We start from the raw sequence: 24,315 nt of genomic DNA, 5'->3' as shown, positions 1-24,315 counted from the left end.
CGGGCCACCGGGCGTTCCGGTGGCCCGCCGCCGTGGGGGCCGACTGCTCAGCCGTTGCCGGTGCCGTTGCCGGAGAGCGCGGCGATGTCGTCCAGGATGTGCGAGAGCGGCTCGTCGCCCTTGGCCTGGGTGGAGTTCTCCGTGCACTGCTGGTTCTGCGGCGAGGACAGGATCGGGATGTCCTGGATGCCGATGGGTGCGGCACCGGTCAGCGACTGGAGGTTGAGCTTCGCCGGCAGGCCGACGCAGGGCTTGTTGAACGAGCCCTGGATGAGAGCCATCTGCGGGCTCATGGTGCCGTACGTGGCCGAGTTGCCGAACGTCTGAGAGGCGCCGTTGCCGCTGTACGACGTGGTGCCCGTGTCGTTGCCGATGGCCAGGGCCGGCGACGCGGCAGCGGCGGAGGCGCCGACGACAGAGGCGGCGACCGCGGCGGCGGCCAGAACCTTCTTGATCACTTACTCATTCCCTTCTGGAGAAACCCCGTCCACCGGAGCGACCTGCCTCAACTGCCCATCGCGCCAATGGGTTGCACCGGTTCACTCCGACGGCCCATAAAAGCGGCGGGATGCACTCCGGCCGACCGTGTGATGAATTGGGGAATTCCACCTCTCCCGTGCCGCCGAACGATCCGAACGGGTGATGCCCCGCAACCATTCGGCGCCCGCCGGGTTGATGCGGGGCAGGAAGAAGCGTCTTGGCGAGGAGCCAGGAAAGGAAGCGAAATGCTGAAGAAGGCAATGGCCGCGGCGGCGGTCGCCGCGTCCCTCGTCGGTATGTCGGCGGCGGCAGCCCCCCAGGCGCTTGCCACCGGCGACGACACGGGCACCACGTCGTACAGCGGCAACGGCGCCCATGAGTCGTTCGGCAACCAGGCGACCCGCGGAGACATGAGCCCGCAGGCCACCCTTTTGCAGGGTTCGCTCAACAAGTTCTGCGTCGGCCTGCCCGCCAAGGCGAACCTCCAGTCGCTGACCGGTACCGCCCCCATCGGCATCCAGGACATCCCGATCCTGTCCTCGCCGCAGAACCAGCAGTGCGCGGAGAACTCCACCGAGGCCAAGGACGACGAGCCGCTCTCGCATGTCATGGACGACATCTCCGTCCTGGCGGGCAACGGCGTGGCCAACCACTGAGCGGGTCTCACCCCGCGAGTCCTGTCCGGGCGCCGTGCCGATTTTCGGGGCCGTCGCCCGAACGTTTTCTGCGTTCATCTCGAAGAATGTGCCTATCCGGCTTTCGGCCAATCTGCCAATTCACCGGGGACGTTCGAGTGAATTAAGGGTAGCCGTGTGTTCCGGGGTTTCTCCGGCTGTCTATCCCTCGTTTTGCAAGCTGCCGGTCATGGTGCGAGCCGTTCAAGGCTGTGCTCGCTCGGTTCCGACCGCTCACAGGGGCATGACCGTCAGAGAAGGGAAAACTCATGAAGAAGAGCGCTGCCGTCGTCGCCGGCGCCATCCTGGCGCTGGGCGGGGCCGCCCCCGCCTTCGCCGACTCCGGGGCTGACGCGGTCGCCGCGAACTCCCCGGGCGTGCTCTCCGGTGACGTGTTCCAGCACCCCGTGCACGTTCCGACCAACCTGTGCGGCGACTCCGTGGACGTCTTCGCTCTGCTGAACCCCGCGTTCGGCAACACCTGCGTCAACGGCTGACGTCCGGAACCCACCGCACACACCAGCCCACCGGCTGCGTCCTGGCCGGCCTCGGAACGTCGATCCGTAGATCCTCCGTCCCGGGGCCGGCCTTCCCACATCTTCGAGCAGTTCGAGCAGGAAGACTACGAGATTGCGACAGACCCTCAGCAAGGGCGTGGTCGTGGCCGCAGCGGCCGCGACGGGCGTGCTTTCGTTGTACGGCACGGCCGCGCTCGCCGACTCCAACGCGCAGGCCACGGCCAAGGGCTCCCCGGGCGTGCTGTCCGGCAACAGCATCCAGGTCCCGGTGCACGTCCCGGTCAACGTCTGCGGAAACTCCGTGGACGTGGCCGCTCTGCTGGACCCCGCGTTCGGCAACTCCTGTGCCAACATCGGCGCCACCCACCCGGTCACCCCGCGCCCCACCGGCTACGGCACCGACTCCTACGGCAGCTCCGAGCCCACGACGTCCTCGTACGGTCATGACGACGACCCGACACCGCCCCCCACGTCGTACGGTCATGACGATCCGACGCCGACCCCCACGTCGTACGGTCATGACGACCCGACGCCCACGCCCACGTCGTACGGTCACGACGACCCCACGCCGACTCCCGTGTCCTACGGTCACGACCCGACGCCGACGCCCACGTCGTACGGTCATGACGACCCGACACCGACGCCCACGTCGTACGGTCACGACGATCCGACACCGACGCCCACGTCGTACGGTCACGACGACCCGACGCCGGCTCCCACGTCGTACGGCAGCGACGAGCCGACCCCGCCGCCCTCCTACGGCAGCGACGAGCCGACCCCGCCCGGGTCGTACGGCAACGACGAGCCGCCCACCCTGCCGCACACCGGTGGCAACGCCAAGGCCATGATCGCGACGTCTGCCGCCAGCGCCGCGCTGATCATGGCCGGTGCGGTGCTGTACCGCCGCGGCCGGACGGCCGCCCGTCGGTGACGCGCCGGGTGCCGGACCCCGAGCGTCCGGCACCCGCCACACCGGACCCCCGCGCGCGCCCGTGCGGGGGTCTTTTTCCGAGACGAGGCGGCGGGAGCCGGCCGCGACTCCTCCGATCACGCATCACCCCTTTGGCGGCACAACTCCTGCGGGCGCGGCGCGTTGACACAACGCCGGGCACCCGCCCGGATGTTTGTGTCTATTCCAAGGAGCACCTCTCCATGTCGCGTATCGCGAAGGGTCTGGCCCTGACCTCCGCCGCCGTCGCGGCCGTCGCCGGCGCCGCCGGTGTCGCCGCCGCCGACGCCGGCGCGGACGGCGTCGCCGCCAACTCGCCCGGCTTCGTCTCGGGCGATGTCATCCAGGTCCCGGTCCATGTCCCGGTCAACGTCTGCGGTGACAGCATCGACGCCGTCGGTCTGCTGAACCCGGCGTTCGGCAACACCTGCGTCAACGGCTGACGTCCGGGGCGCACCCTTCGACCGGCCGCCCGGCCCCGCGCATCCGTCGCGGGGCCGGGCGGCCGGTTTGCGTGTCCGTTCCCTCCGCACGGTTCATCAGGGGCGCCGCTCGTCCGGACGGGGCAGTGACGGGCCCGGACGGGGCACGTGGCGTAGCGAGCGGTTGCGGGGCGTGAGCGGCGAACTGACGGTGGGTTGAGACCCGAAGCCCATCCGAAAGGAACCCGCATGCGTTCTCTGCCCGCGCGGCGCCTCGCCTCCACGGTCCTCAGCGCCGCCGTCATCGCCGCGATCACCGGCCCGGTCGCCGTCGCCGTCGACGTGACGCGAGACGGTGCCGACGCCCACGCCGCCCAGGCGTCCCTGCCCGGCGCCGCGAGACTTCTCGCCCAGGTCAGAGCTCTGGACCACAGCGGCTCCGTACCGAAGCCGGTCGTCGACCTGCTCGACCGTTCGCTGACGCAGGGCAGACTGCCCGCGGCCGAGGCCAGGCGGCTCGGCGACGCCGCGAAGAAGGCCCTCGTGGAGGCCGCGGCGGCGGGGACGCTCGCCGCGCCGACGGCCGCCGCCGCGCCGACGACGCCGACCGACCCGACGGCTCCGACGCCGACCGTCACGGCTCCGACGACGCCCGCCACGACGCCGACGACGCCCGTCACGGCTCCGACGACGCCCGTCACGGCTCCGACGACCCCCGCCGCCACGCCGACCGCCGCCACCCCCGTCACGCCAGAGGCTCCTACGGCGCCCGTGGTCGCCCCCTCGGGATCCGAGTCACAGTCGGCACTCCCCAAGCCGTCCGCGTCCCCCGCCGTCGCGCTCGCCCCCGCCCCGCGGGGCGGGGCCCGCGGCGTGCCGGTGGCCCGTGACCTCCTCGGCGATGTGCTGGCCGCCGTGGACGCCCTGGTGCAGGCGGCCGTCTCCGACGTGAACCAGGTGGTCGCCGCCGCCGGCGCCCTGATCGGCCAGCTGCTCTCGTCCCTCCCCGGCACCGGCCTGCCGACCCCCGCCGCGACCTCGGCCGCGCTCCCGAGCACACCGGCCCTCCCGTCCACCCCCACGACCGGCTGACCCCCGAAACCAGGCCCCTTCGGCGGCTGAGGCATTTTCATATGTCTTCTCCGCGACGGGGTTGCCGCCTCACCGCGGCGCTCGTTGGGCAGGGCATCAGATCTCCCTGGGGTGACGTTGAGTTGCCGAAGAAAGGAACATGATGAAGTCCCTGAAGGCTGCCGCCGTCCTCGCCGGTTCCGTTGCCCTCGCCGGCGTCGCCGCGCCCGCGTTCGCGTACAACCCCGCCGGCATGACGCCTTCCAGCCTCAACGGCGCCGTCGACCAGCTCGCCGAGGGCGGCGTCGCCCTGCGGGACGTGATGCCGCTGCAGCACCGGTCGAACGTGCTCGACACCGAGAACAAGGACTCCGTGCTGCACACGGTCAAGGGCGCCACCGTCGCGCTGAACCAGCACGACCCGCTGCTCGGCGGCCTGCCCCTGCAGAGCTGACACCCCCGCGCGACCGGGGCCGGTACCGCATCCGCGGTGCCGGCCCCGACGCGTTCGAGGCCGTTTCCCTCGTTCGTGTGGAGCCCCCCGGGCCACTGGTCCGTCCGGGTGAGAAGCCGCCGGGCCGCCCCGGGCGCGTCGATATGGTCGCGCGGTGACCTCAACCCCCACGGAACTGCGCCCCGCCGATCTCGGCACGCTGGTCGTGCTGCCCTGGAGCGGCGTGGCCTCCGACGGCACCGACATGCCCTATCTGCTGGCCTACTCCCTCGGCGACGCCGCGGGCGGCCCCCAGGTCACCGCGGCCGCGGTCGAGCAACTGCTCGCGGACAACGGGCTACCGGTCGGCGGCGAACTGGTCGACGGCACCTACCGGCGCAACCTGCCCATCACCCTGCTGGTGGAGGCCGGCCAGGCCGTCGTCCGGATGCCGCGGCTGATCGCCCAGGCCCCCGCGCCGCCGGAGTGGCTCGCCGCCGTCCGCGCCCGCGGCTTCGCCTACCTGGTCTTCACCACCCGCGCCTGGCCCGAGGGCGCGCCCGGCAGCATCGTGCAGCCGGCCGCGCTGGCCGCGTTCGCCGGGGCCCCGGAGACCCTGAACGCCGCCGCGCACCTCGTCCTTCCGGCCACCAGCCTGCGTGGCTGACGACCGGGGCCCCGGCCGGCGGCGCGGCCACGGGACCGTGCGAGTGTGACCGGCCGGTGGGTCACGAGCCGGACCACACGCACCGTGATCCGGTGCGCGGGCCGGGTCCGGGGCCGGCCCGGTAACCCGCAGGGTTCCCTCGTCAGCGCCGTTCGGCCGTACGCCGGTGACCCCGCCCCTCCCTCGCCGTTAGCGGGTACGACAAATGTCCCCGGACGAGGAGAGTGCGATGGTCGACGGCGACGACGCAACGGCGGCGGGCGCGGCAGAGCAGGTCAGAGCTGATACGGCGGCCGGGACGGGACGAAGGCGGGTGACGCGGGGGCTGCTGTCCTGCGTCGCCGCCCTCGCGCTCGCGCCGGTCGTCGCCGCCTCCCGGCCGGTGCCCCCGGCCGCCGGCGGTGACTCCTTCGACCAGATGTACCGGGGTCGGCGCATCCGGGGAGTCCGGCTGCGGGAGGCGGGGCGCAGCCCGTCCGACGCCGACTGGCGGATCACCGTCGACGGCCGCCCGCTGCATCTGATGCGGCGGGCCGACGGCACCTGGCTCAGCATGGTCGACCACTACACGTCGTACCGCACGCCTTTGGAGGCGGCGCGCGCCGCGGTGGACGAACTCGGCCCCGGCCAGCGGCTGCGCGACCTGGCCCCGGGCCCGCTCGACGGCGCCCTGCCCGACGGCGTCACGGACATGCTGGACCGCATGCACATGCACATGGACATGGACATGGGCGTGGGCATGGGCACGGGCATGGGGCCCGGCGTGGACATGGGGGGCCGGTATGGCGTACGTGCGTAAGAACGTCAGCGCCCTCACCGCGAACGAGCGAAAACGATTCGTGAACGCCCTGCTGGAGGTCAAGAAGCGCGGCGAGTACGACGAGTTCGTGCGCACCCACATCGCGTACTACGCCGCCGACGGCGAGACCCATCTGCGCACCGCCCACATGGCGCCCTCCTTCCTGCCCTGGCACCGCCGGTTCCTGCTGGAGCTGGAGGAATCGCTGCGCCGCGTCGACTCCTCGGTGACGGTGCCGTACTGGGACTGGACCCGCGACCGCGCGACGACCTCGGCGCCCTGGACCAAGGACCTGCTCGGCGGCAACGGCCGACGCTCCGACCAGCAGGTGATGGACGGTCCCTTCGCCTACTCGGCGGGCCACTGGACCATCAGGGAGGGCGTCACCGACGGCCGTTACCTCACCCGCGACCTCGGCCGCGCCGCCTCCCCCATCCAGCTGCCCACGAAGGACGACGTGAGCTGGGCGCTGGACGACCCGGTCTACGACGTACCGCCCTGGGACTCGACCGTCACCAAGGGCTTCCGGAACAAGCTGGAGGGCTGGGGCACCGGCAGCGGCAGCGCCTCGTGGCACAACCACAACCGGGTGCACCGCTGGGTCGGCGGGACGATGCTCGGCGCCGCGTCCGTCAACGATCCCGTGTTCTGGCTGCACCACGCCTACCTCGACATGCAGTGGGAGCGCTGGCAGCGCGCGCACGGCAACCACCGCTATCTGCCGGCCGACCCGCCCGGCGCCGACGACGCGCAGTACGGCCTGGTCGTCGCCCGGCACGAGAAGCTGCCGCCGTGGACCGAGACCCCGGACGAGCTGGATGACGTGAGCGGGATCTACCGGTACGGGTGAGTCCGCACCGGTGACGGTCGCGAAGAGCCCCGGCGCTCGGAGGTGCCGGGGCTCTTCGCGGGGCGCGACGGCGCCTCAGCGGCCGTAGCCGTTGACGGGCTGTTCGTGGGTGCCGCCCCCGTTGACGCAGGTGTTGCCGAAGGCGGGGTCCAGCAGGCCGATGACGTTCACGGTGTCGCCGCACACGTTCACGGGGATGTCGATGGGAACCTCAAGCACGTTGCCGGACAGCACACCGGGCGAACCGACGGCCGCGCCGTTGGCGCCCGCGTCGGCCAGGGCCAGCCCGGCCCCGCTGATCACCACGGCACCGGCGCCGAGGGCCACGGCCGCTGCCTTCGCGATGCGAGACATCACGTTCTCCTTCTGTCGCTCGGGAAGCGCGACGGCCGGTCCTGCCGTCGCACTCCCCGTTCAACGCGGCCCTCCGAACGTGGTCACGGTGATCAGTCCGGGATCACCCTTTCAACAGGCAGAACGTTGTTCAGGGCAGCCGGCGCACGGGCGAACCCGCCAGGTACGCCCGGATGTCCTCCACCGCCTGGGTGAAGTACGTCCGGTAGTTGGCCGCGGAGACATAGCCGAGGTGCGGGGTGGCGAGCAGTCGGGGCGCGGTGCGCATCGGGTGGTCGGCGGGCAGGGGCTCGATGTCGAAGACGTCGATGCCGGCGCCCGCGATCCGGCCCTCGTGCAGCGCGGCGAGCAGGGCGTCCTGGTCCACCACCGAGGCGCGGGAGGTGTTGATCAGGTAGGCGGTCGGCTTCAGGAGGGCGAGTTCGGCGGCGCCGACCAGGCCCCGGGTGCGGTCGCCGCCGGGCACGTGCACGGTGACGAAGTCGCTGCCGGCCAGCAGCTCCTCCTTGGACGCGGCCCGTTCCACCCCGGCCTCCGCGGCGCGCTCCTCGGTCAGCCGCGGACTCCACGCGTCGACCCGCATGCCGAAGGCGAGCCCCACCCGCGCCACCCGGGTGCCGATCCTGCCGAGCCCGAGCACACCGAGGCGGGCGCCGTGCAGATCGGCGCCGACCGTGGACTGCCAGGGCCCGCCGCCGCGCAGCGCGGTGTTCTCCTGGACGATCCCCCGGGCGAGCCCCAGCAGGAGCGCCCAGGTCAGCTCCACCGGCGGCGTCCCGGAACTCTGCGTCCCGCACACGGTGACGCCGTGTGCCTCGGCGGCGGCGTAGTCGATCACGGTGTTGCGCATCCCGGTCGCCACGATCAGCCGCAGCCGGGGCAGCCGGGCGATCAACGAGCCCGGAAAAGCGACGCGTTCGCGCAGCGTGACGACGATGTCGTACTCGGCGAGGGCCGTGGCGAGCGCGTCCTCGCCGACCAGGTGCTCACGCAGCGGCACGGCCTCCACCGCGTCCCCGATCACCGACCAGTCGGCCGACTCGGTGGCCACACCCTGGAAGTCGTCCAGCACCGCACAGCGAAGTCGCACGCCTCTCTCCCCTCTCGATCCGGGCACTGTACGTGTCTTACCCGTGCGTCTCCCGCGTGGGGGACGGCGCCGACCTGCCGTTGGCGAATTCCAGGTTGGCGGCGATGCGCGCACGCTCCCCGTCCGGAACCTTCCCCTCCGACAGCAGTCGCGTGCAGTACTCCCTCGACCTCTCGTAATCGCCGACCCAGTAGGAGGCGACGGCGAGTTCGTCCAGTGCGCGCCACTCGTGCCAGGACATCTCCACGAAGAGGATGTCATCGGGTGGGGGAACGCGTGCCGCCTGCGTGGCGAACATGTGCGCCAGCGGCCAACGGCGTTGCAGCCGGCAGAGGCGGGCGAGATCGCCGAGGGCTTCGACCCGCGAAGGCCGGCTTTCGTACGCGCGAAGATATCGGTCGGTCAATTCACTCACGGGCCGGTCGAGTTCGGCGGCGAGCCGGGCGGCATAAAGCCGGGCGCAGTATGTCTCCTCGGCCCATCCGGGCATTTCCGCGCGCCGGTCGTACGCGGCGAGGGCCTTCTCCGGCTCCTCGGCGTCCCGCCAGCTCTGGGCGAGGTAGAAGGCGTACCGCGCGTTGTCGGGTTCGTCGATCAGCGCCTCGCCGAGGATTTCCGCGTCCCGCAGATACTTCGCCCTCTTCCCCTCGTCCCTCAGCCGGGCCCCGCCGCCGACGGTGAGGATGTGGGCCCCTTCGAGCGTTCCCGTGCTGTGGGTGGAATCGCACGTGATGTACTCGTGGAGCACGCCGACGTAGCGCCACGGCAACCGCGTGGCGACCAGGGCCATCCGCCAGTGCACGACGGGCCCGTCGTGCAGGGCGATCTTGTAGGCGTCCAGCGTCAGTTCGGGCATGCGGAACCCGGGCCGGATCCGCATCTCGTCGTCGGCGTCGATGAACAGCAGATAGTCGGCGGCGCCGCGCGCCAGCTCGACCGCTTCGCTGCGACTGCCGTCGAACCCTTTCCACGGCCGCTCGTGGAGCCGGCCCGGGATATCGCCGAAAGTCTCCCTGATCACGTCCTGGGTGCCATCGGTCGACCCCGTGTCCACGATCACCCAGCTGTCGATGAGAGGCCGTACCGACTCAAGGCATTTCCGAATGGTCGGAGCCTCGTTCTTCACGATCATATTCAGGCAGACCGTCGCCACGAATTCCTCGCCCTGTCACCTGGAGCCTTCCCCTTCCGGGGACTCTAATGGAAAGGGCGACGGAACAAGGGATTTGACGGAGCGACCGCTCGGTGGTCCCGCCCGGTCTTCGGCCAGGAGCGTGGTCCGCCCTCGGGGGCGAAGAAAGGGTGGGGCCTCAGCCGCAGGTGCCGCTGCCGGAGTCGCTGTACCGCAGCGCCGTGGAGTCGAAGCCGGGGCCGGGCAGGGTGGGCTTGTGGTCCCAACTGTAGCCGTGGGACGTGAGGGTGAGCTTCATGACCCCGAAGGCGCCGGCCCACCGGCGTTCCCCGTGGTTCCCGTGGCGTGCCTCCCGAACGGGCACGCCACGGGCGCGCCACGGGCGCGCCACGGGCGCGCTGTCTCGGGTGTTCGGCGGGTGCCGACGCGCAGGTATCGCCGGGAGTAGAGTCTCGCGGACTGGGGGTGAGCCATGGCCGCGCTTTTCTACTCCGCTGTCCTGGTCGGTGTCGCGTTGACAGCTTTCGCGGTCTTGCGGGAGCACGGGACGCGGTTCGCGAAGACGGCCTCTTGGTTCTGCCTGGCAGTCGCCGCGCTCCCCGGACTCGGACTCATCGGCGTTGTTCTCCGAGTGGTCTTCGGGTCGTGAGACTGGTGCGGAGCTACGACGCTGCTGAGTCGCCGGCCGGGTCCCGGGCTGGGCGGACTGCCCGGGCTCAGGCTTGGGTTCGGGTTCGGGTTCGGGTTCGGCGAGGATGCCACGGAGTGGTGCGAGTTACTGATCCACACGGCGACTCCCGAGGTCGGGAAGCAATGGACCGACACGGGGGAGATCCACGAACAGCGGGACCTGACGGGCCGGGCGGAGGGCGAGACGCGCACGGTTCCGGGGCACCCGGCCCTGACGCGCATCCTGCGGCAGCACATCGAGGACGAACAGCTCCAGCCGGGTGATCTGCTGTTCCAGGGCGCGTCGGGCGGCATCCTCGCCGGTTCCGTCATCCGCCGGGCGTGGCGCGGTGCGCGTCAGGCCGTGCTGCCTCCCCACGTCTTCGAGTCGCCCACCGGGCGGCGCGTGTACGACAACCGGAACACGCGCCTGACCAAGTGGCTCAACGACGGCGTCCCGCCCGCCCCGGTGGCGGAGTGGGCCGGGAACAGCGTCGCCGTGCTCCTGGCCACCTGTGCCGGCTGTGTCGACGGACAGCTGCCCGATCTGAAGAGGCGGCTCGAAGCGGCTGGAGATCTTCCCTAGGAGTCGTACGCCGGCCGGTTCGGTGGCCCAGAAACTTCGACACGTATTCGACACGGCCACCCGCGAAAACCCGGTGACAGCCGGACAGCCCCGGAGTCAGTCCTTGATCACCGGAGGCGCTTCCGGGGCTGACGCGCGCCCGGTCGCACTCGCCCTGACCAGCAAAAAGCCCTCCCCTGAGGGAGGGCCCTGCGCGGTGCCCCCGGCAGGACTCGAACCTGCGGCCAAGCGCTTAGAAGGCGCCTGCTCTATCCGCTGAGCTACGGGGGCCTGGTGGCGGGTCCAAGGATAAAGCTCCCTGTTCGCCGACCCTGTCGCTTCTCCTCCGTGGCTCGATGTGGAGGTTCGGTGAAGCGGTCCTGATAATCGCAGGCAGGTACGAATCGTGCAGCGCTTTTGGCGTCCGACGCCACCGGGTGTTGTGCAGTCGTTATGCCTGGCCCGCGCCCGTGTCCCAGTCGCCCGATCCGCCCTTTCTGTTCCGTCGGCGCGCAGACATGTCCATATGCTTCAGAATTCCCCTAAAATTGGGCATTCTTCGCATGTGGTGACCTTGGACGTACGGCCTCAGCTGCTCGACACACTCTTCGCTCTGCGCGACCGTGTCGCCGCCGCACGCTTTCCGCTGCCCCTGGCCGGGGCCCCACGCGCGCGTGCCAACCGCGACGAACTTCTCGCCCAGCTGGACGACTACCTCGTACCCAGACTACGGGCCCCCGAGGCGCCGCTGCTGGCCGTCGTCGGCGGGTCCACCGGTGCGGGGAAGTCGACCCTCGTCAACTCCCTCGTCGGGCGGCGGGTGAGCGAGGCGGGCGTACTCAGGCCGACGACCCGTACCCCGGTCCTGGTCTGCCATCCGGCGGACCATCACTGGTTCAGCGGCATGCGCGTGCTGCCCGACCTCCCGCGCGTCTGGGTGCCCCACCACGACTCCCGCGACGACGACCTCCTGCTCCCCGGCGAGGGCGACCACCCGGCCCGCGCGCTGCGCATCGAGACCGCCGAGACACTCCCGCGCGGCCTCGCCCTCCTCGACGCCCCCGACGTCGATTCCCTGGTCGCCGAGAACCGCGTCCTCGCCGCCGAACTGCTCTGCGCCGCCGACATCTGGGTCATGGTCACCAGCGCCGCCCGCTACGCCGACGCCGTCCCCTGGCACCTGCTGCGCACCGCCAAGGAGTACGACGCCATGCTCGTCACCGTCCTCGACCGCGTGCCCCACCAGGTCGTCTCCGAGGTCTCCCGGCAGTACGCCGCCCTGCTGACCAAGGCCGGCCTCGGCGACGTCCCCCGCTTCACCGTGCCCGAGCTGCCCGAGTCCGTCTGGAGCGCGGGCCTGCTGCCCGCCACCGCCGTCGCGCCCCTGCGCACCTGGCTCGTGCAGCACGCCCAGGACCCCGCCGCCCGGCAGTACGCCATGACCCGCACCGCCCACGGCCTCCTCGACTCGCTGAGGACCCGCATGCCCGAGCTGGCCGGCGCCGCCGCCGCCCAGTACGCGGCCGCCCTGCGGCTCACCAACGCCGTGGAGGGCGCGTACGACACGGAGCACGCGCGGCTGCGCGACCGCCTCCAGTCCGGTGCCGTACTCGCCGGCGGCGCCCTCAAACGCTGGCGCGCCTTTCCCCTGGACTGCACCGCGGGCGAACTCCTCGACGCCCTGGTGGAGAGCCTCGCCGCCCTGCTGCTGTGCGCCGTCACCGCCGCCGACGAGCGGGTGGCGGATGCCTGGCGCCGCGAGCCCGCCGCCGGGGCCCCGGGGCTCGCCGGGCACGATCCCTCCCCGGAGAGCGCGGAGCACCGTATCGGCCTCGCGGTACGGCGCTGGCGGCGCGAGCTGGAGGAGTACGCGGAGGACGAGGCGCGGGAACTGGACCGTACCGTCTCACCCGATCCCGAGGCCGTGGCCGCCCTCGTCGCCACCGCCCTGCTCGGCGGGCGCCGGGCGCGCCACGCGGGCGAACGGCTGGCCGACCGGGTCGGCGCCCACGGCGCACTGCGGCTGCGCGACCGCGCCGAACGGCTGCTCGCCGAGCACGTGGACCGCGTCGTCCACCGCGAACGCGAACGCCGCCTCGCCCCCCTCGACGCCCTCGACATCCATCCCGAGCCCCAGGCCGAACTCATCGCCGCCCTGTCCGTCCTGCAGAAGGAGAGGTGACCGGTGACCGCCGTCACTGACCAGGAGCACATGGATCACAGAGACCACACAGATCGCAGGGACCACATGGACCACATGGACCACATGGATCGCGTGGATCACAGGGAGCCCGGCGATTGCGTCGAGGCCGACGATCACGGGCACGTCGACCACGGTGGTCATGTGCGGATGGGCGCGAAGGTCATCGACCTCGGGAAGCGGGGGAAGGGGCGCGAGAGGGCCGTGAGTGACGGTACGGACGACGACGGTACGAGGGTCGGCGCGGCCCGTGGGGAGGAGGCGGGGGCGGCGGCGGACAGGGTTCCGGCGGACGGCGACGAGGAAGGGACCGGGGCCGTGGCCCCGGGTTCGGCCGAGGCCGAGGCCGACGGCTCCCCGCGCGCCCCCCGTACGTCCGCCTTCGAAGACGCCCCGGCCGCCCCTGGGACGGCCGCCGCCGGCTCCGCCGCTCGCTCCGCCGCCGGCTCCGCCGTCCCCGAGCCCCCGGACTCCTCCGGCCCTCCCGGCGCCTCCGGTCGCCCCAGTCCCCACGGCTCCTCCGCTTCCTCCGGCCCCTCCGCTTCCTCCGCTTCCTCCGACTCCTGGGACGACGGTCTGATCGCCCGCCGCGTCACCGACGCCTCCGCCGCCGCGCTCGCGGTCCCCCTGGAACCGGCCCCGGCCCGCGGCGCGGCCGCAGGCACCCCCGTCCCCCTCGCCTACGAAGGTCCCCTCCGCTCCCGCCTCGACGCCCTGCGGGAACTCGTCGGACTCTCCCGGACACGGCTGGACAGCCGGACGCTCGCCGAGGCGGGCCGGGTCCTGGACGAGGCGGCGGTCCGGCGGAAGTTGTCCGGCCGGCACACGGTCGTCGCCATCGCGGGGGCCACCGGCAGCGGCAAGTCGCAGCTGTTCAACGCCCTGGCCGGGGTTGCCATTTCGGACACGGGAGTACGACGCCCGACCACCGCCTCGCCGATCGCGTGCAGTTGGAGCGACGGTGCCGCACCTCTCATCGACCGGCTCGGCATCCCGGGCCGGCTGCGCCGCCGTCCGCTGAACAACCCGGAGTCGGAGGAGCAGTTGCGCGGGCTGGTCCTGATCGACCTGCCCGACCACGACTCCGCCGCCGTGCAGCACCGCGCACAGGTCGACCGCATCCTGAAGCTGGTCGACGCGGTGATCTGGGTGGTCGACCCGGAGAAGTACGCCGACGCCGTGCTGCACGAGCGCTATCTGCGGCCCATGGCCGGGTACGCCGAGGTCATGTTCGTCGTGCTCAACCAGGTCGACCGGCTGCCCGGTGAGGCCGCCGACCAGGTCCTGGACGATCTGCGGCGGCTGCTGGACGAGGACGGCGTGGCGCTCGGCGAGCACGGGGAACCCGGCGCCACCGTGCTCGCCCTGTCCGCGCTCACCGGAGACGGCCTCGGCGAACTGCGCGAGGCTCTCGGCGAGTTCGTGGCCGAGCGGGGCGCGCCGGCGCGCCGCGTCTCCGCCGATGTGGCCGCGGCCGCGGCCGAGTTGCGGCCGGTGTACGCCGCCGGACGGCGGGTCGGGCTCAGCGAGGAGGCGCGCGAGGAGTTCGCCGCGCGGCTCGCGGACGCGGTGGGCGCCACCGCGGCGGGCGAGGCCGCCGAACGGGCCTGGCTGCGCAACGCCAACCGGGCCTGCGGAACGCCCTGGCTGCGGCTGTGGCGCTGGTACCAGCGGCGCGGTACGGCACCGACCGGCCGTCACGCGGCGCGCGACCAGGCGGAGGAGGAGGCGACGGCACGGCAGCGGGTGGAACAGGCGGTCCGTACGGTGGCCGACCGGGCCTCCGCGGGACTGCCCGCGCCGTGGGCACAGGCGGTGCGCGAGGCGGCCGTACGCGGTGCGCAGGGGCTGCCGGAGGCGCTGGACGAGCTGGCGGAGCGGGCCGGGGGCCCGTCCGGGCGGCCGCCGCGGCCGGGCTGGTGGCCGGCGGCGGTGCTGGTCCAGGCGGCGATGACGCTGCTGCAGATCGCGGGCGGGCTGTGGCTGGTCGGCCAGATCGCCGGGGTGATGGCGCCCAACCTGGGCGTGGCGGTGCTGTTGATGGTGTGCGGGATCGTCGGGGGGCCGCTCGTGGAGTGGGGCTGCCGGATGGCCGCGCGGGGGCCTGCGCGGCGCTACGGCCAGGACGCGGAACGGCGGTTGCGCGAGTCGGCGGCCAGCTGTGGGCGGGCACAGGTGCTGGACCCGGTGGCGTCGGAGCTGTTGCGCTACGGGGAGGTGCGGGAGCAGTACGGGAGGGTGGTGCGGGCGGAGGTCGCGGTGGGGTGAACGCGGCGGCGCCGGGCCGGTCGGGGGCATGCCGGGTGGGCCGGCGGCACCGGTCGGGGGCATGCCGGGTGGGCCGGCGGCACCGGTCGGGGGCATGCCGGGTGGGCCGGCGGCACCGGTCGACGGCGGTCACTCGTGTGGGTGGCGGAGTTTTCCACAGCTGCGGGGGCCGTCCACAGCGCTCAGCGGGCCCGGCCCGACCGAGGCAGTCTGAGGTCGTGGCGGACGCCGCCGTACGGGACGGGCCCGTACGTCTGCCCGCGCGGCCGGAAGGCGCCGGGCGGAGGAGGGGAGCGAGAGATGAACGAGACCGTGGTGTGCGTGGTGGGCAACGTGGCGACCGCGCCGGTGTACCGGGAGCTGGCGGCGGGGCCGTCGCTCCGGTTCCGGCTCGCGGCCACCGCGCGCTACTGGGACCGGGAGAAGAGCACCTGGACGGACGGGCACACCAACTTCTTCACGGTGTGGGCCAACCGCCAGCTCGCGGCGAACGCGATGGCGTCGCTGGAGGTGGGGCAGCCGCTGGTCGTGCAGGGCCGGCTGAAGGTGCGTACGGACGGGCGCGACGGACAGCAGCAGTGGGCCTCGGCGGACATCGACGCCACCGCGATCGGCCACGACCTCTCCCGCGGTACGGCGGTCTTCCGCCGCGCGGCGAAGCCGGAGGCCCCGGCCGCGGCGAACCGGCCCGAGCCGGAGTGGGAGACACCGCCGCCCCCGGATGCCGGGGGCGGCACCGCAGCCCAACAGGTGGCAGAACCAGCCATTGTGACGTGATGTCAGCTGTCCGTCCGGGTTGATTTGTCGATAAGCGCTGCTCAAGGGCGTTCCGGCGATAACGATTCCGGATCGGAAACGCCATCGGATCATCCGACCGGCGGGGGAGGCGCCGCCTGAGTCCATAGGATGCCGGGCGTGCCCCTCGGGGCCGCCGATTCTGCTGGTGGGACCGTCCCCCACGACCGATGGGTCCTGCTCGAAGGGGAATTCTGTGCTTGCTGCGCTCTCTGGGTTCTGCCGGTCCACCGTCGTGGCCCGCCTGGCCGCCACCGCCACGGTGTCCGGGCTCGTGGCGGCCGGCGTGCTGTCCGGCGCGGGTGTGGCAGCGGCCGATGTGACCCCGCAGACCGAGGGCGGGGCGAGCGCCAGCCTGGACGGGCTGAAGACCTTCGGCGAGGCCGTGGTCCACGAGGCCGGCGGCGACCAGCGGGTGTCGGCGGGCCTGTTCGAGATGTCCGTGGACGGCGGCGGCACCCTGCAGACCTACTGCGTCGACCTCCACAACCCGGTCCAGCGCGACGCCCGCTACCAGGAGACGTCCTGGAGCGGCACCTCGCTCGGCACCAACCGGGACGCGGGCAGGATCCGCTGGATCCTGCAGAACTCCTACCCCCAGGTCAACGACCTCGCCGCGCTCGCCCGCCGGGCCGGCGTGCCCAGCCTCACCGAGCAGGACGCGGCGGCCGGTACCCAGGTGGCCATCTGGCGCTACTCGGACCACGCCAAGGTCGATGCCGTCGACCCGCAGGCCGAGAAACTCGCCGACTACCTCCAGCGCAGCGCCCGCGGCGGCACCGAGCCGGGCGCCTCGCTGTCCCTGGACCCGCCCGCGGTCTCCGGCCGTCCCGGGAACGTGGTCGGCCCGGTGACCGTGCACACCAACGCGGGCGCGGTCGCGGTGATACCGCCCGCGGACGCGGCCACCAGCGGGGTACGGATCACCGACAAGACCGGCAAGGTGCTCACGAGCGCGAAGAACGGCAGCCGGATCTACTTCGACATACCGCAGGACGCGGCGGACGGCTCCGCCCAGCTGACCGTGCAGGCGTCCACGACCGTCCCGGTGGGCCGCGCCCTCGCCTCCGACAGCCGCAGCCAGACCCAGATCCTGGCCGGCTCCAGCGAGTCCGCGGTCTCCGCGAGCGCGACGGCCGACTGGGCGGCGCGGGGCGCGATACCGGCGGTCTCGGCCCGCGCGGACTGCGCCGAGGGCACCGTGGACATCACGGCCTTCAACAAGGGCGACCAGCCCTTCACCTTCCGGCTGATGGGCACCGAGCACACCGTCCCCGCGGGCGCCACGCGCACCATCGCGGTCCCCCTCCAGGAGGACCAGGGCTACGACTTCACGATCACCGGCCCGAACGGCTTCAGCCGCCGTTTCACCGGTGTCCTGGACTGCAGGATCCAGGGCACGATCATCTCCAAGGCCACCACCCAGACCGTCGGCGAACCCACCCCGCTGACCACCCCCACCCCCGACGACACCGACCTCGCCGCCACCGGCGGCTCCGCCCTCACCCCCCTGATCGCCGGCGCGGCCATCGGCCTGGTGGTCATCGGCGGCGCGGTCCTGGTCATCCTGCGCAAGCGGGAACAGCCGGGCGAGTGAGGCGTCCGGCCGAAGCCCCCTTCGGCCGCGGGCGCCCCGGCCACCACCGGAACACGGCCCCAGGCCCGGCAGCGAGCGTTCCGGACCCTCGCCGGGCCCTCCCCGGTCCTCTCCGGCCCTCCTGGGCCGTCCGAGGGCGGCCCAGAACGGCCGAAGGCGACCGACAGTGCCCGGCGAGCCACGGCCGCCGGCGGTGAACCACCAGGTCAGAGGGCCGGGATCATACGGGTTTCCGCGCAGGGGTGGCGATACGGCAAGATGGGGTGTTACTTGCCAGGGGAGGGCGCGAAAGGGCCTCTCACCAGCAGGTTTCCCGCCGATGAGGGGCCGTCTCAGGCAGCCTGGGCCGTCTCTGGGCCGTCGCCCGTCTTCGGGCCGTCGTGAGCGTGACCGGCCGCCCGGTACATCGCGGAGACGGCCTTTCGTGTCCGGGTCTCGCTGGACGGCATGAGGTGGGTGTAGACGCGAAGGGTGAACCCCGGGTCGCTGTGGCCGAGGTAGAGACTCAGGGCCTTGATGTTCTCCCCGGCGTCCAGGAGCACCGAGGCGTAGAAGTGCCGGAGCGCGTGCATCCCGTGCTCACGAGCCGCCGCGTAGCGCTCCCCCTTCTCCGGGGTCGTGATGACGTCGGCGGAGGCCAGTGCGGGCTTCCATGCCTGGTCGTTGAACCCCTGGCTCCAGATGGCGGCGCCGATGCCGCTCGTGAAGACGAGGCGGTGTGTGACCTTGGGCCCGGTCGGCGTCAGCCAGGGCAAGGTCACCTCGACGGGCGGGAAGCGCTCCATGTGCTCGCGGAGGGCGGCCGACACTTCGGGGTCGAGGGGGACGTCACGAAGCTTGCCGCGCTTGGGCGGAGCGAAGACGAGCGTGCCGCGAACCTTCTTCACCTGCTGGCGGACATACAGCCAGCCGAGGTCCCCGATGTTGTCGACGGCCAGGCCGAAGATCTCGCCCTGTCGCAGGCCGCATCCGGCGCCGACGTCGACCATGGCCCGGTAATGCTCGGGGAGGCCGGCCCGTACACCGAAGACCTGCTCAGGAGACCACGGGTGCACGCGTGTCGGCGTCGGACGGGGTGCTTTGACCGATCGGGCCCGACAGGGATTCGAGGCCAGCAGACGGTCATCTACGGCCGCGTTGAGCACCGAGGAGACCGCTTCGAAGATGAGGCGCCGGTACTGGGGTGATGCCACGGCATCTTCCAGCCGGCGGTTCCAGTCGCGGATGTGCTCGGGCTGGAACGAGCCGATGGGCCGGGTGCCGAGGTAGGGGAGGGCATGCAAGCGCAGTCGGCCCTCGACGGCAGCCCGGCTCGTCAGATCGGTCGTGAGCGAGGCGAGCCAGCGATCCGTGTACTCCCGGAACGTCGTCCGGGCCGCTCGCGGATCGATGTACTGCCCGCGCGCCATGTCGGCTTCGATACTGGTCAGCCACTGGTCGGCCAACCTCTTCTGCTTGTCGGGGAAGCTCTTGGACTTCTCCGTGCCGTCCGGGCCGATGTAGCGGGCTCGGTACCGCATGCCGGAGCCGTGACGTTCGGTCTTGACCCTGTGCGGCTTACCGTTCGCGCCGACCTCGATCCGGTACCAACGGTCTTGGACGTGTCCGGCCATCAGGCGGCCTCCCCAAGCTGGGTGTCCACCCAGGCCCGCACGTCGGTCGGGTCGAAGCGGAGATGCCGACCGACACGGAAGCCGCGCGGACCGGTGTGCTTGCGGCGCCACTGGTAGACCGTCTCGACACTGGGGAGTTCGAACATCTCGACCAGGTCGTCAGGGGTCAGGAACCGGTTGGGAAGCTCTGCGGCCATGGTCAGCACTCCCTTTCGGCGTTCAGATGGTCGGCAAGGGCGTCGCGGGCGGTGTCTCGGTTGGTCTGGAGATCACGGGCGATGGTGGCGGCGAGGGCGGCTTCGCCCGGGGTGTGGCCGTGGCCGGCGTACTGCCAGTCGGCCAGCACGAGGACGGTGTCCGGCTCGCGGTCGCCGAGGCCGAGGACGTCTCGCTCTTGCGCGGCCCGGTAGTCGGCGCGTTCCTGGCGGAGGGCGCCGAGGGTGGTGGAGTACGCGCGGGACTTGGACGAGAAGTGCCCGCGGAACCCGAGCATGTGGGCCCAGGCCCAGAGGCGTCGGTCCGGGTAGAGGCTGTCCAGGTCACGGCACGCGGTGATGAGTCGGCGAGTGTGGTCGGGGAGCTGGTGGCGGTCGAGTTCGGCGAGTTCGCCGATGCGCCGGTCGAGGGTGCCGGTGTTCTCGGCGGCCTTGGTGGCGTACTTGGCCACGTACGAGGCGACGGCCTGTTCGGTGATGTCGGAGCCCTCGCCGAATGCTTTCACCGGGCGGACGTCGAGCTGTCGGCCCCAGCGGAAGGTCCGGGCAGGCTGGTCCTCGGCGGCCGGCACCGATACCGAGGTGTAGGAATGCGCGGCGGCGGCGCGTAGCGCGTCCGTGAGGAGGTCGACCGTCGCCCAGGCGGGCGGAGGCATTCCGGGCCCCTCCGGGCCATCGAGCCGCACGACGGCATGGAAGTGCAGGGCACCACGCTTCTGGAACTCGGCGACCTTGCCGTACGAGACGCGGAGGTGTTCGGCGAGGTCCCGGCGGGACAGACCGGCGCGGGCGGCGAGTTCGCGGCGAAGTCGCGTGGTGAAGCGCTGCCAGAGCTGTCCGGCGTGGTTGTTGAACAGCACGGCGCCCGCGTAGTCGTAGCTGTCCGGCGCAAGGGCAGTGCCCAGCTCCGGAGCATCAGGCGCGTGCGTGGCGCCGCAACGGCATGCGCCGTGGTCGGGACGGTTGTGGACCGGTCCGAACGAGGGCGCCGTGAGGGTGGCGAAGACGCGCGGGTGGTTACGGACGGCGGCAGGGATGTCGCGGCGGTCGTCTCCGGCCAGACCGGCGCGGATCAGGTGGTAGGTGTCGCCCGCGTAGGTCCAGGCACAGGACGGGCAGCGGGAGGCACGACGGTTGCCGCAGGCTAGGCGTAGGCGCCCGCCCGGCTCCTTCTCGGTGGAGTAGTGGTGCAGGGCCTCGCCGGTGGTCTTGTCCTTGTGGATGACCCAGCCGGTGAGGTGGATCGGGTCGGCGCAGCCGCCGGTGCGGCGGACCTGGTCCTCCCAGCGGGCGTAGTCGGGGGCCGAGGCCACCCGGAGCACATCGCCGAGGGTGATCGGGTCGAGCAGTGTGTCCGGCATGGGCGCCCTCGGTGGTGCGGGTGAGGCGCGGTGGGCCATGCTTGGGGTTCCTTCCGGTTGCGAGATCGGACAGGGACGGCTCCCGGGCGGCGGATGCTTGGCGGTATCAGGGCCGCCCGGGGGCCGGTTCAGCGGCGCTTGGCGCCGGAGGCGAGCAGGGAGCGCAGGACGACCGCGCAGACGGCGACCGAGGCGCCGGTGATGGCGACCGCCAGGAGCAGCGAGACCAGGACGGCGCCGAGGACCAGGACGATGGCCGTGCCGCCGCCGACGAGGGCAAGCGCGGTGCCCGGGGTGAGTTGGATCGTGGGCCGGGACGGTGCCGGGGCCGGCGAGGTCTCTGCGTTCTGGACGACGGTGGTCGGCTCGATGGTGGAGGGCGGGGTGCCGAAGCCCGTCGGCGTGGGCATGGTGGGGATCTTCGGGCGGAACATCAGTGATCTCCTCTCGCGGGCGGACTACTTGACGAAGGTGTTGATGGCCGGGGCGAGGACGCTGTCGGCGAGCAGGAAGCCGCCGAGCAGGAGTACGGCGATGAGCCAGGCGGGCGGGCGGATTAGCTTGACGCCGAGGTAGCCGACGGCGAGCAGTGCGAACCAGAGCGGGACCTGCATGGCGGTGGGCTCCTAACGGATGCGGCAGCGGTGGGTGCGGGCGGCGAGCTGGGCGGCGGACTGGCTGGAGTAGTCGGCGGACCAGCCGCAGCCGTCGGAGGTGCACACGGCGGCGTGCTTGGTCCGGCCGTTGCGGTCGCGGTGCGTGCCGATCTGCACGGGGCCGATGCGCATCACGGAGTGGAAGTGGTCGCGGGCGGGCATAGAGGGTCTCCTCGCTGGTCAGGTGAGGTGGGCGGCGATGGCGTCGGCGAGGTGGGGCGGGACGCCGAGGCGGGAGCGCAAGGTGTCGGTGTCGATCGGGGATCCGGTGCGGGTGCGGTACTCGTCGGCGACCTTGCGGGCGTGGTCGATCAGGACGGCGGGGACGGGAGGAGCAGGAGCCGGGGCCGGAATGGCGGGGGCCTCCGTGGCCAGCGCGGCCGCCGCAGGAGACTTGGGCAACCCCTCTACGGGCGGGTCCAGTTCGGTGGCCGGTACTGGCTCCTCGTTCTGCGGTTCCGCGTCGGACGTGTCCGCGGCCGCTGCTGACGGGACCGGCCTCGACTCCGTAGCCGGCGAATGAGCGAGGAGCGTTCCGCCGAGGAAGGCGAGTGCGGGCCATCCGGCGATGCCGAGACGGAGTGGGGCGGGTGGATCGGTCAGGTCGAGTAATCCGGCCGTTGCGACGTTGGCCCCGAGCGAGGCGCACAGCGCGACGACGAACCAGCACCAGGCCAGCCGGGACGGCTTCTCACTCCGCAGCCGCCGCCAGGCCGCGACAAGGAGCAGGTCGACGCTGATGGGGTAGGCCCACGCCTTCCAGCCGTTCTGTCCGGCAGCGGCGGCCAGGTCGTGCAGGTGGGCGAAGGACAGGGCGCCGGCGATGGCGGCCTGAATCAGGACCGCGTCGACGCGGAGGCCGTGACGGGCACCCATTCAGGCGTCGCCCGGGTGGGTGGGGTCGTCGTCGGGGTCGCGGTCCTCCGGGAGCTTGCCGGGCGGCGGGTCGGGCAGCGAGATCACGAGCGACGGGGTGATGGCGTCCACGAAGTCGAGGTCGGCGCCGTCCATGTCGGCGTACAGGGTGAGCTGGCCGAGCAGGAACACGGTCCGGTAGAAGTCCCCGCAGTTCGGGCACATGGAGGGTTTTCCGTTCTCTGGGCATGGCGGGGTAGGGACGTGGCGCGAAGGCGGTCGAGCCGACCGTGGGGATCCGGCGGCAGGGATCAGGTGGTGGCCGAGGAAGCCTTGGCCAGGGGCACCGGCGTGGCATCGGGGCCGGGGAGAGTCGGCCGGAAGGGCGCCAGCTCAGGCAGTTCCGGGGTCCGGTCGGCGTGCCGGTTGCAGATGTTCACGGCCTGTCGGAGCGAGGTGTGTGGGGCGCGGATGCGGTGCCAGCCCCCGGAGGAGTCGCCCGCGATGGCGAGCCCTCGCGTCTCGGCCGGGATCTGGATGGCGGCGAGGACGGCGTCCGGGGCGATGTCGCCGAAGGCCATGTTGGCGGACGTCTCGTCGTTGACACGGTGGGCGGTACGGCCGGTGAGCTGGGCGCGGAGCATGGTGATGCCCTTGCCGAGTTCGGAGCCGAAGCGTTGCCCGCAGATTTCGAGGTAGATGCCGGCGGCGCGGCCGAGTTGGGCGAGGCGGACCAAGTCGGTGATGATGCGGTCCCGGCGCTTCTCCTCTTCCTTGTTGGCGTACAGGGCGAGTTCGGCGACTTCGTCGACCAGGACCACGACCGGGACCGGGCGCAGGTGATTGGGCAGGTCCCAGATATCGGCAGCGATCTCCGCGTCCGGCACGTCAGCGGTGATCCGCTGCTGAGCCCTGATGACCTGGTAGATGCGCTTCATCCGTTTCACGAGCGCATCGAGCACTTCGGCCGCAGTGTCGGGGTCGTCGGCCAGCGCCGAGAAGCGACGGGCCAGCGGGAACAGCTCGACCCCTTGTTTGCAGTCGATGCCGACGAGGGCCACGTCCATCGGCGCGAGCCCGGCGACCAGGTTGCGCTGGTAGACGGACTTGCCGGACTCCGTGGCACCGAGGGTGAGGGCGTGGGGTATCGCGCGGTAGTCGCGGTAGTGCACCGAGCCGTCCTGCCGCAGCGCGACCGGCACACGCATCGACCGAGTCTCTTTCTCGGTCGGCATCTGCACCCGCTTGAGCACGTCGTAGCCGGTCATCCGCACCTCTACGACACCGGACCGCAGCTCCCGCGAGGTCACGCCGTACATCGAGAACGAGTGCCGGAGCCGGTCCGAGGCGGCGGCGACGTCGAAGGCGTCCTGTCCGGGCCGGAGCTTCAACCGTAGGACCAGGCCGGTACGTGTCGGCCGCAGCCGCAGGATGCGCGGGGAACGGGACTCCGGTATCGGCCGGTTGGCGACACGGGCGAGAGCGAGCCGCCACCGCGGCGGCGGGACGGTTAACCCGCAAGCATCCATCACGGAGCCGTACCGGACCAGTACCCGCACCACGGCCAGCATGACCCCGAAGGTCAACCAGTACCAGGCGGGACGCCGCCACCGCAGGAGACCCACGGCAGCGGCGACCAGCACCAGGGCGACCGCGAAGCCGGTCATGATCAGGCCGCCTTGGGCCTTGCGGCGGCGTCGGCCAGCGAGGTGACCGCGACCGCGCGGAACGCGATGCCGTGCCGCTTCTGACCGTTGAAGTCGTTCTCCCACGGCCGGGCAATCAGGCCGGTGAGCGCGACCGGCGTGCCCATGGCCAGCTCGCCGGTGATGCCGGGCTCCGGGACGGTGATGGAGAGGATCTCCACCTCCTCGTTCGCCGCGAACATCACGTCGACCGTCATCAGCCTCGCCCCGCTGTCGGCGTCGGTCGCGATCTCGCCGGTACGACGGTCGCGCACCTTGACCTGCGGGGACTTGGCGACCATCACGACCGCTCCGGAGGTGTCGACGGGGATCTGACGCACAGAGATCACTCCTCTATAGATGCCGAACTCCGCCACTCATGTACATGAGTGACATG

At 72.0% G+C, this 24,315-nt stretch carries 27 protein-coding genes, 1 tRNA gene and 1 pseudogene; 14 read left to right on the top strand and 15 right to left on the bottom strand.

Annotation, left to right across the window (positions count from 1 at the left end; all coding sequences use genetic code 11):
* Positions 1-47: 47 nt before the first annotated feature.
* Positions 48-458 (bottom strand): rodlin, encoded by a 411-nt coding sequence (locus ACWDD7_RS25080; protein WP_351881601.1) that lies wholly within the window; start codon positions 456-458, stop codon positions 48-50.
* A gap of 267 nt (positions 459-725) precedes the next feature.
* On the opposite strand from ACWDD7_RS25080, the gene ACWDD7_RS25075 reads away from it, so the two are divergent.
* The 9 genes and pseudogenes from ACWDD7_RS25075 to ACWDD7_RS25035 all read left to right on the top strand — a co-directional run bounded on the left by ACWDD7_RS25075 (position 726) and on the right by ACWDD7_RS25035 (position 6,863).
* Positions 726-1,136, top strand: coding sequence for a rodlin (locus ACWDD7_RS25075; RefSeq protein ID WP_450459000.1), 411 nt, complete (start codon positions 726-728; stop codon positions 1,134-1,136).
* A 287-nt stretch (positions 1,137-1,423) separates the two neighbouring features.
* Positions 1,424-1,651, top strand: coding sequence for a chaplin (locus ACWDD7_RS25070; protein WP_351881595.1), 228 nt, complete (start codon positions 1,424-1,426; stop codon positions 1,649-1,651).
* A 133-nt stretch (positions 1,652-1,784) separates the two neighbouring features.
* A complete protein-coding gene (locus ACWDD7_RS25065; protein WP_450458999.1) occupies positions 1,785-2,603 on the top strand; it encodes a chaplin family protein in 819 nt (272 codons plus the stop codon).
* Positions 2,604-2,824: 221 nt separating this feature from the next.
* The gene (locus ACWDD7_RS25060; RefSeq protein ID WP_351881589.1) at positions 2,825-3,064 is read left to right on the top strand and encodes a chaplin; all 240 of its coding nucleotides are present in this window, start codon (positions 2,825-2,827) and stop codon (positions 3,062-3,064) included.
* 228 nt (positions 3,065-3,292) lie between these two features.
* Positions 3,293-4,135 carry a hypothetical protein gene (locus ACWDD7_RS25055; RefSeq protein ID WP_450458998.1) on the top strand — a complete coding sequence of 281 codons (843 nt, stop codon included), beginning with the start codon at positions 3,293-3,295 and terminating at the stop codon, positions 4,133-4,135.
* Positions 4,136-4,277: 142 nt separating this feature from the next.
* On the top strand, positions 4,278-4,568 hold the full coding sequence (locus ACWDD7_RS25050; protein WP_450459004.1) for a hypothetical protein: 291 nt from the start codon (positions 4,278-4,280) through the stop codon (positions 4,566-4,568).
* Positions 4,569-4,722: 154 nt separating this feature from the next.
* Positions 4,723-5,214: a DUF5949 family protein gene (locus tag ACWDD7_RS25045; protein ID WP_450458997.1), complete on the top strand. Its 492-nt coding sequence runs from the start codon at positions 4,723-4,725 to the stop codon at positions 5,212-5,214.
* 229 nt (positions 5,215-5,443) lie between these two features.
* A pseudogene (locus ACWDD7_RS25040) lies at positions 5,444-5,857 on the top strand (tyrosinase cofactor); the annotation flags it as partial.
* A 139-nt stretch (positions 5,858-5,996) separates the two neighbouring features.
* The gene (locus ACWDD7_RS25035) at positions 5,997-6,863 is read left to right on the top strand and encodes a tyrosinase family protein (protein ID WP_351868387.1); all 867 of its coding nucleotides are present in this window, start codon (positions 5,997-5,999) and stop codon (positions 6,861-6,863) included.
* Positions 6,864-6,938: 75 nt separating this feature from the next.
* Here ACWDD7_RS25035 and ACWDD7_RS25030 read toward each other — a convergent pair whose 3' ends face one another.
* From ACWDD7_RS25030 to ACWDD7_RS25020, 3 genes are all read right to left on the bottom strand, one after another.
* Positions 6,939-7,217, bottom strand: a complete 279-nt coding sequence (locus ACWDD7_RS25030; RefSeq protein WP_351868390.1) for a chaplin — start codon at positions 7,215-7,217, stop codon at positions 6,939-6,941.
* A 130-nt stretch (positions 7,218-7,347) separates the two neighbouring features.
* Positions 7,348-8,307 carry a D-2-hydroxyacid dehydrogenase family protein gene (locus ACWDD7_RS25025; protein ID WP_450458996.1) on the bottom strand — a complete coding sequence of 320 codons (960 nt, stop codon included), beginning with the start codon at positions 8,305-8,307 and terminating at the stop codon, positions 7,348-7,350.
* A gap of 37 nt (positions 8,308-8,344) precedes the next feature.
* Positions 8,345-9,439, bottom strand: coding sequence for a glycosyltransferase (locus tag ACWDD7_RS25020; protein ID WP_450458994.1), 1,095 nt, complete (start codon positions 9,437-9,439; stop codon positions 8,345-8,347).
* Between the two features lie 1,033 nt (positions 9,440-10,472).
* Between ACWDD7_RS25020 and ACWDD7_RS25015 the strand changes: the two genes are divergently transcribed.
* Positions 10,473-10,694 carry a hypothetical protein gene (locus ACWDD7_RS25015; protein ID WP_450458993.1) on the top strand — a complete coding sequence of 74 codons (222 nt, stop codon included), beginning with the start codon at positions 10,473-10,475 and terminating at the stop codon, positions 10,692-10,694.
* A gap of 197 nt (positions 10,695-10,891) precedes the next feature.
* Here the strand turns inward: ACWDD7_RS25015 and ACWDD7_RS25010 are convergent.
* Positions 10,892-10,964 (bottom strand) — tRNA-Arg (locus tag ACWDD7_RS25010).
* Positions 10,965-11,238: 274 nt separating this feature from the next.
* Between ACWDD7_RS25010 and ACWDD7_RS25005 the strand changes: the two genes are divergently transcribed.
* The 4 genes from ACWDD7_RS25005 (at position 11,239) to ACWDD7_RS24990 (ending at position 17,533) form a co-directional block, all read left to right on the top strand.
* Complete coding sequence (locus ACWDD7_RS25005) at positions 11,239-12,855, top strand: dynamin family protein (protein ID WP_450458992.1); 1,617 nt, start codon at positions 11,239-11,241, stop codon at positions 12,853-12,855.
* Positions 12,856-13,023: 168 nt separating this feature from the next.
* Positions 13,024-15,141, top strand: coding sequence for a GTPase (locus tag ACWDD7_RS25000; protein ID WP_450459003.1), 2,118 nt, complete (start codon positions 13,024-13,026; stop codon positions 15,139-15,141).
* Between the two features lie 300 nt (positions 15,142-15,441).
* Complete coding sequence (locus ACWDD7_RS24995) at positions 15,442-15,918, top strand: single-stranded DNA-binding protein (RefSeq protein ID WP_450458991.1); 477 nt, start codon at positions 15,442-15,444, stop codon at positions 15,916-15,918.
* Positions 15,919-16,132: 214 nt separating this feature from the next.
* Positions 16,133-17,533 (top strand): Cys-Gln thioester bond-forming surface protein, encoded by a 1,401-nt coding sequence (locus ACWDD7_RS24990; RefSeq protein WP_450458989.1) that lies wholly within the window; start codon positions 16,133-16,135, stop codon positions 17,531-17,533.
* Between the two features lie 332 nt (positions 17,534-17,865).
* On the opposite strand, the gene ACWDD7_RS24985 is transcribed toward ACWDD7_RS24990, so the two are convergent.
* From ACWDD7_RS24985 to ACWDD7_RS24940, 10 genes are all read right to left on the bottom strand, one after another.
* A complete protein-coding gene (locus ACWDD7_RS24985) occupies positions 17,866-19,146 on the bottom strand; it encodes a tyrosine-type recombinase/integrase (protein ID WP_450458988.1) in 1,281 nt (426 codons plus the stop codon).
* The gene (locus ACWDD7_RS24980; RefSeq protein WP_071384857.1) at positions 19,146-19,343 is read right to left on the bottom strand and encodes a helix-turn-helix transcriptional regulator; all 198 of its coding nucleotides are present in this window, start codon (positions 19,341-19,343) and stop codon (positions 19,146-19,148) included. Before ACWDD7_RS24980 ends, ACWDD7_RS24985 begins: the two co-directional genes overlap by 1 nt.
* Before the next feature lie 2 nt (positions 19,344-19,345).
* A complete protein-coding gene (gene repSA, locus ACWDD7_RS24975) occupies positions 19,346-20,722 on the bottom strand; it encodes a replication initiator protein RepSA (protein ID WP_450458987.1) in 1,377 nt (458 codons plus the stop codon).
* Between the two features lie 128 nt (positions 20,723-20,850).
* Positions 20,851-21,156: a SpdD-like protein gene (locus ACWDD7_RS24970; protein WP_450458986.1), complete on the bottom strand. Its 306-nt coding sequence runs from the start codon at positions 21,154-21,156 to the stop codon at positions 20,851-20,853.
* A gap of 24 nt (positions 21,157-21,180) precedes the next feature.
* The gene (locus ACWDD7_RS24965; RefSeq protein ID WP_450458985.1) at positions 21,181-21,336 is read right to left on the bottom strand and encodes a hypothetical protein; all 156 of its coding nucleotides are present in this window, start codon (positions 21,334-21,336) and stop codon (positions 21,181-21,183) included.
* Positions 21,337-21,348: 12 nt separating this feature from the next.
* Positions 21,349-21,540, bottom strand: a complete 192-nt coding sequence (locus ACWDD7_RS24960; RefSeq protein ID WP_111586235.1) for a mobile element transfer protein — start codon at positions 21,538-21,540, stop codon at positions 21,349-21,351.
* Between the two features lie 18 nt (positions 21,541-21,558).
* Positions 21,559-22,254, bottom strand: coding sequence for a DUF2637 domain-containing protein (locus ACWDD7_RS24955; protein WP_450458984.1), 696 nt, complete (start codon positions 22,252-22,254; stop codon positions 21,559-21,561).
* The gene (locus ACWDD7_RS24950; protein ID WP_450458983.1) at positions 22,255-22,458 is read right to left on the bottom strand and encodes a hypothetical protein; all 204 of its coding nucleotides are present in this window, start codon (positions 22,456-22,458) and stop codon (positions 22,255-22,257) included.
* An 86-nt stretch (positions 22,459-22,544) separates the two neighbouring features.
* On the bottom strand, positions 22,545-23,900 hold the full coding sequence (locus ACWDD7_RS24945; RefSeq protein ID WP_450458982.1) for an FtsK/SpoIIIE domain-containing protein: 1,356 nt from the start codon (positions 23,898-23,900) through the stop codon (positions 22,545-22,547).
* A gap of 2 nt (positions 23,901-23,902) precedes the next feature.
* Positions 23,903-24,259, bottom strand: coding sequence for an SCO3933 family regulatory protein (locus ACWDD7_RS24940; RefSeq protein WP_450458981.1), 357 nt, complete (start codon positions 24,257-24,259; stop codon positions 23,903-23,905).
* Positions 24,260-24,315: the final 56 nt, after the last annotated feature.

The organism is Streptomyces sp. NPDC001056, assembly GCF_053598955.1.
The sequence above is the reverse complement of the archived record's forward strand: the minus strand, read 5'-3'. Positions and strand labels throughout refer to the sequence as shown.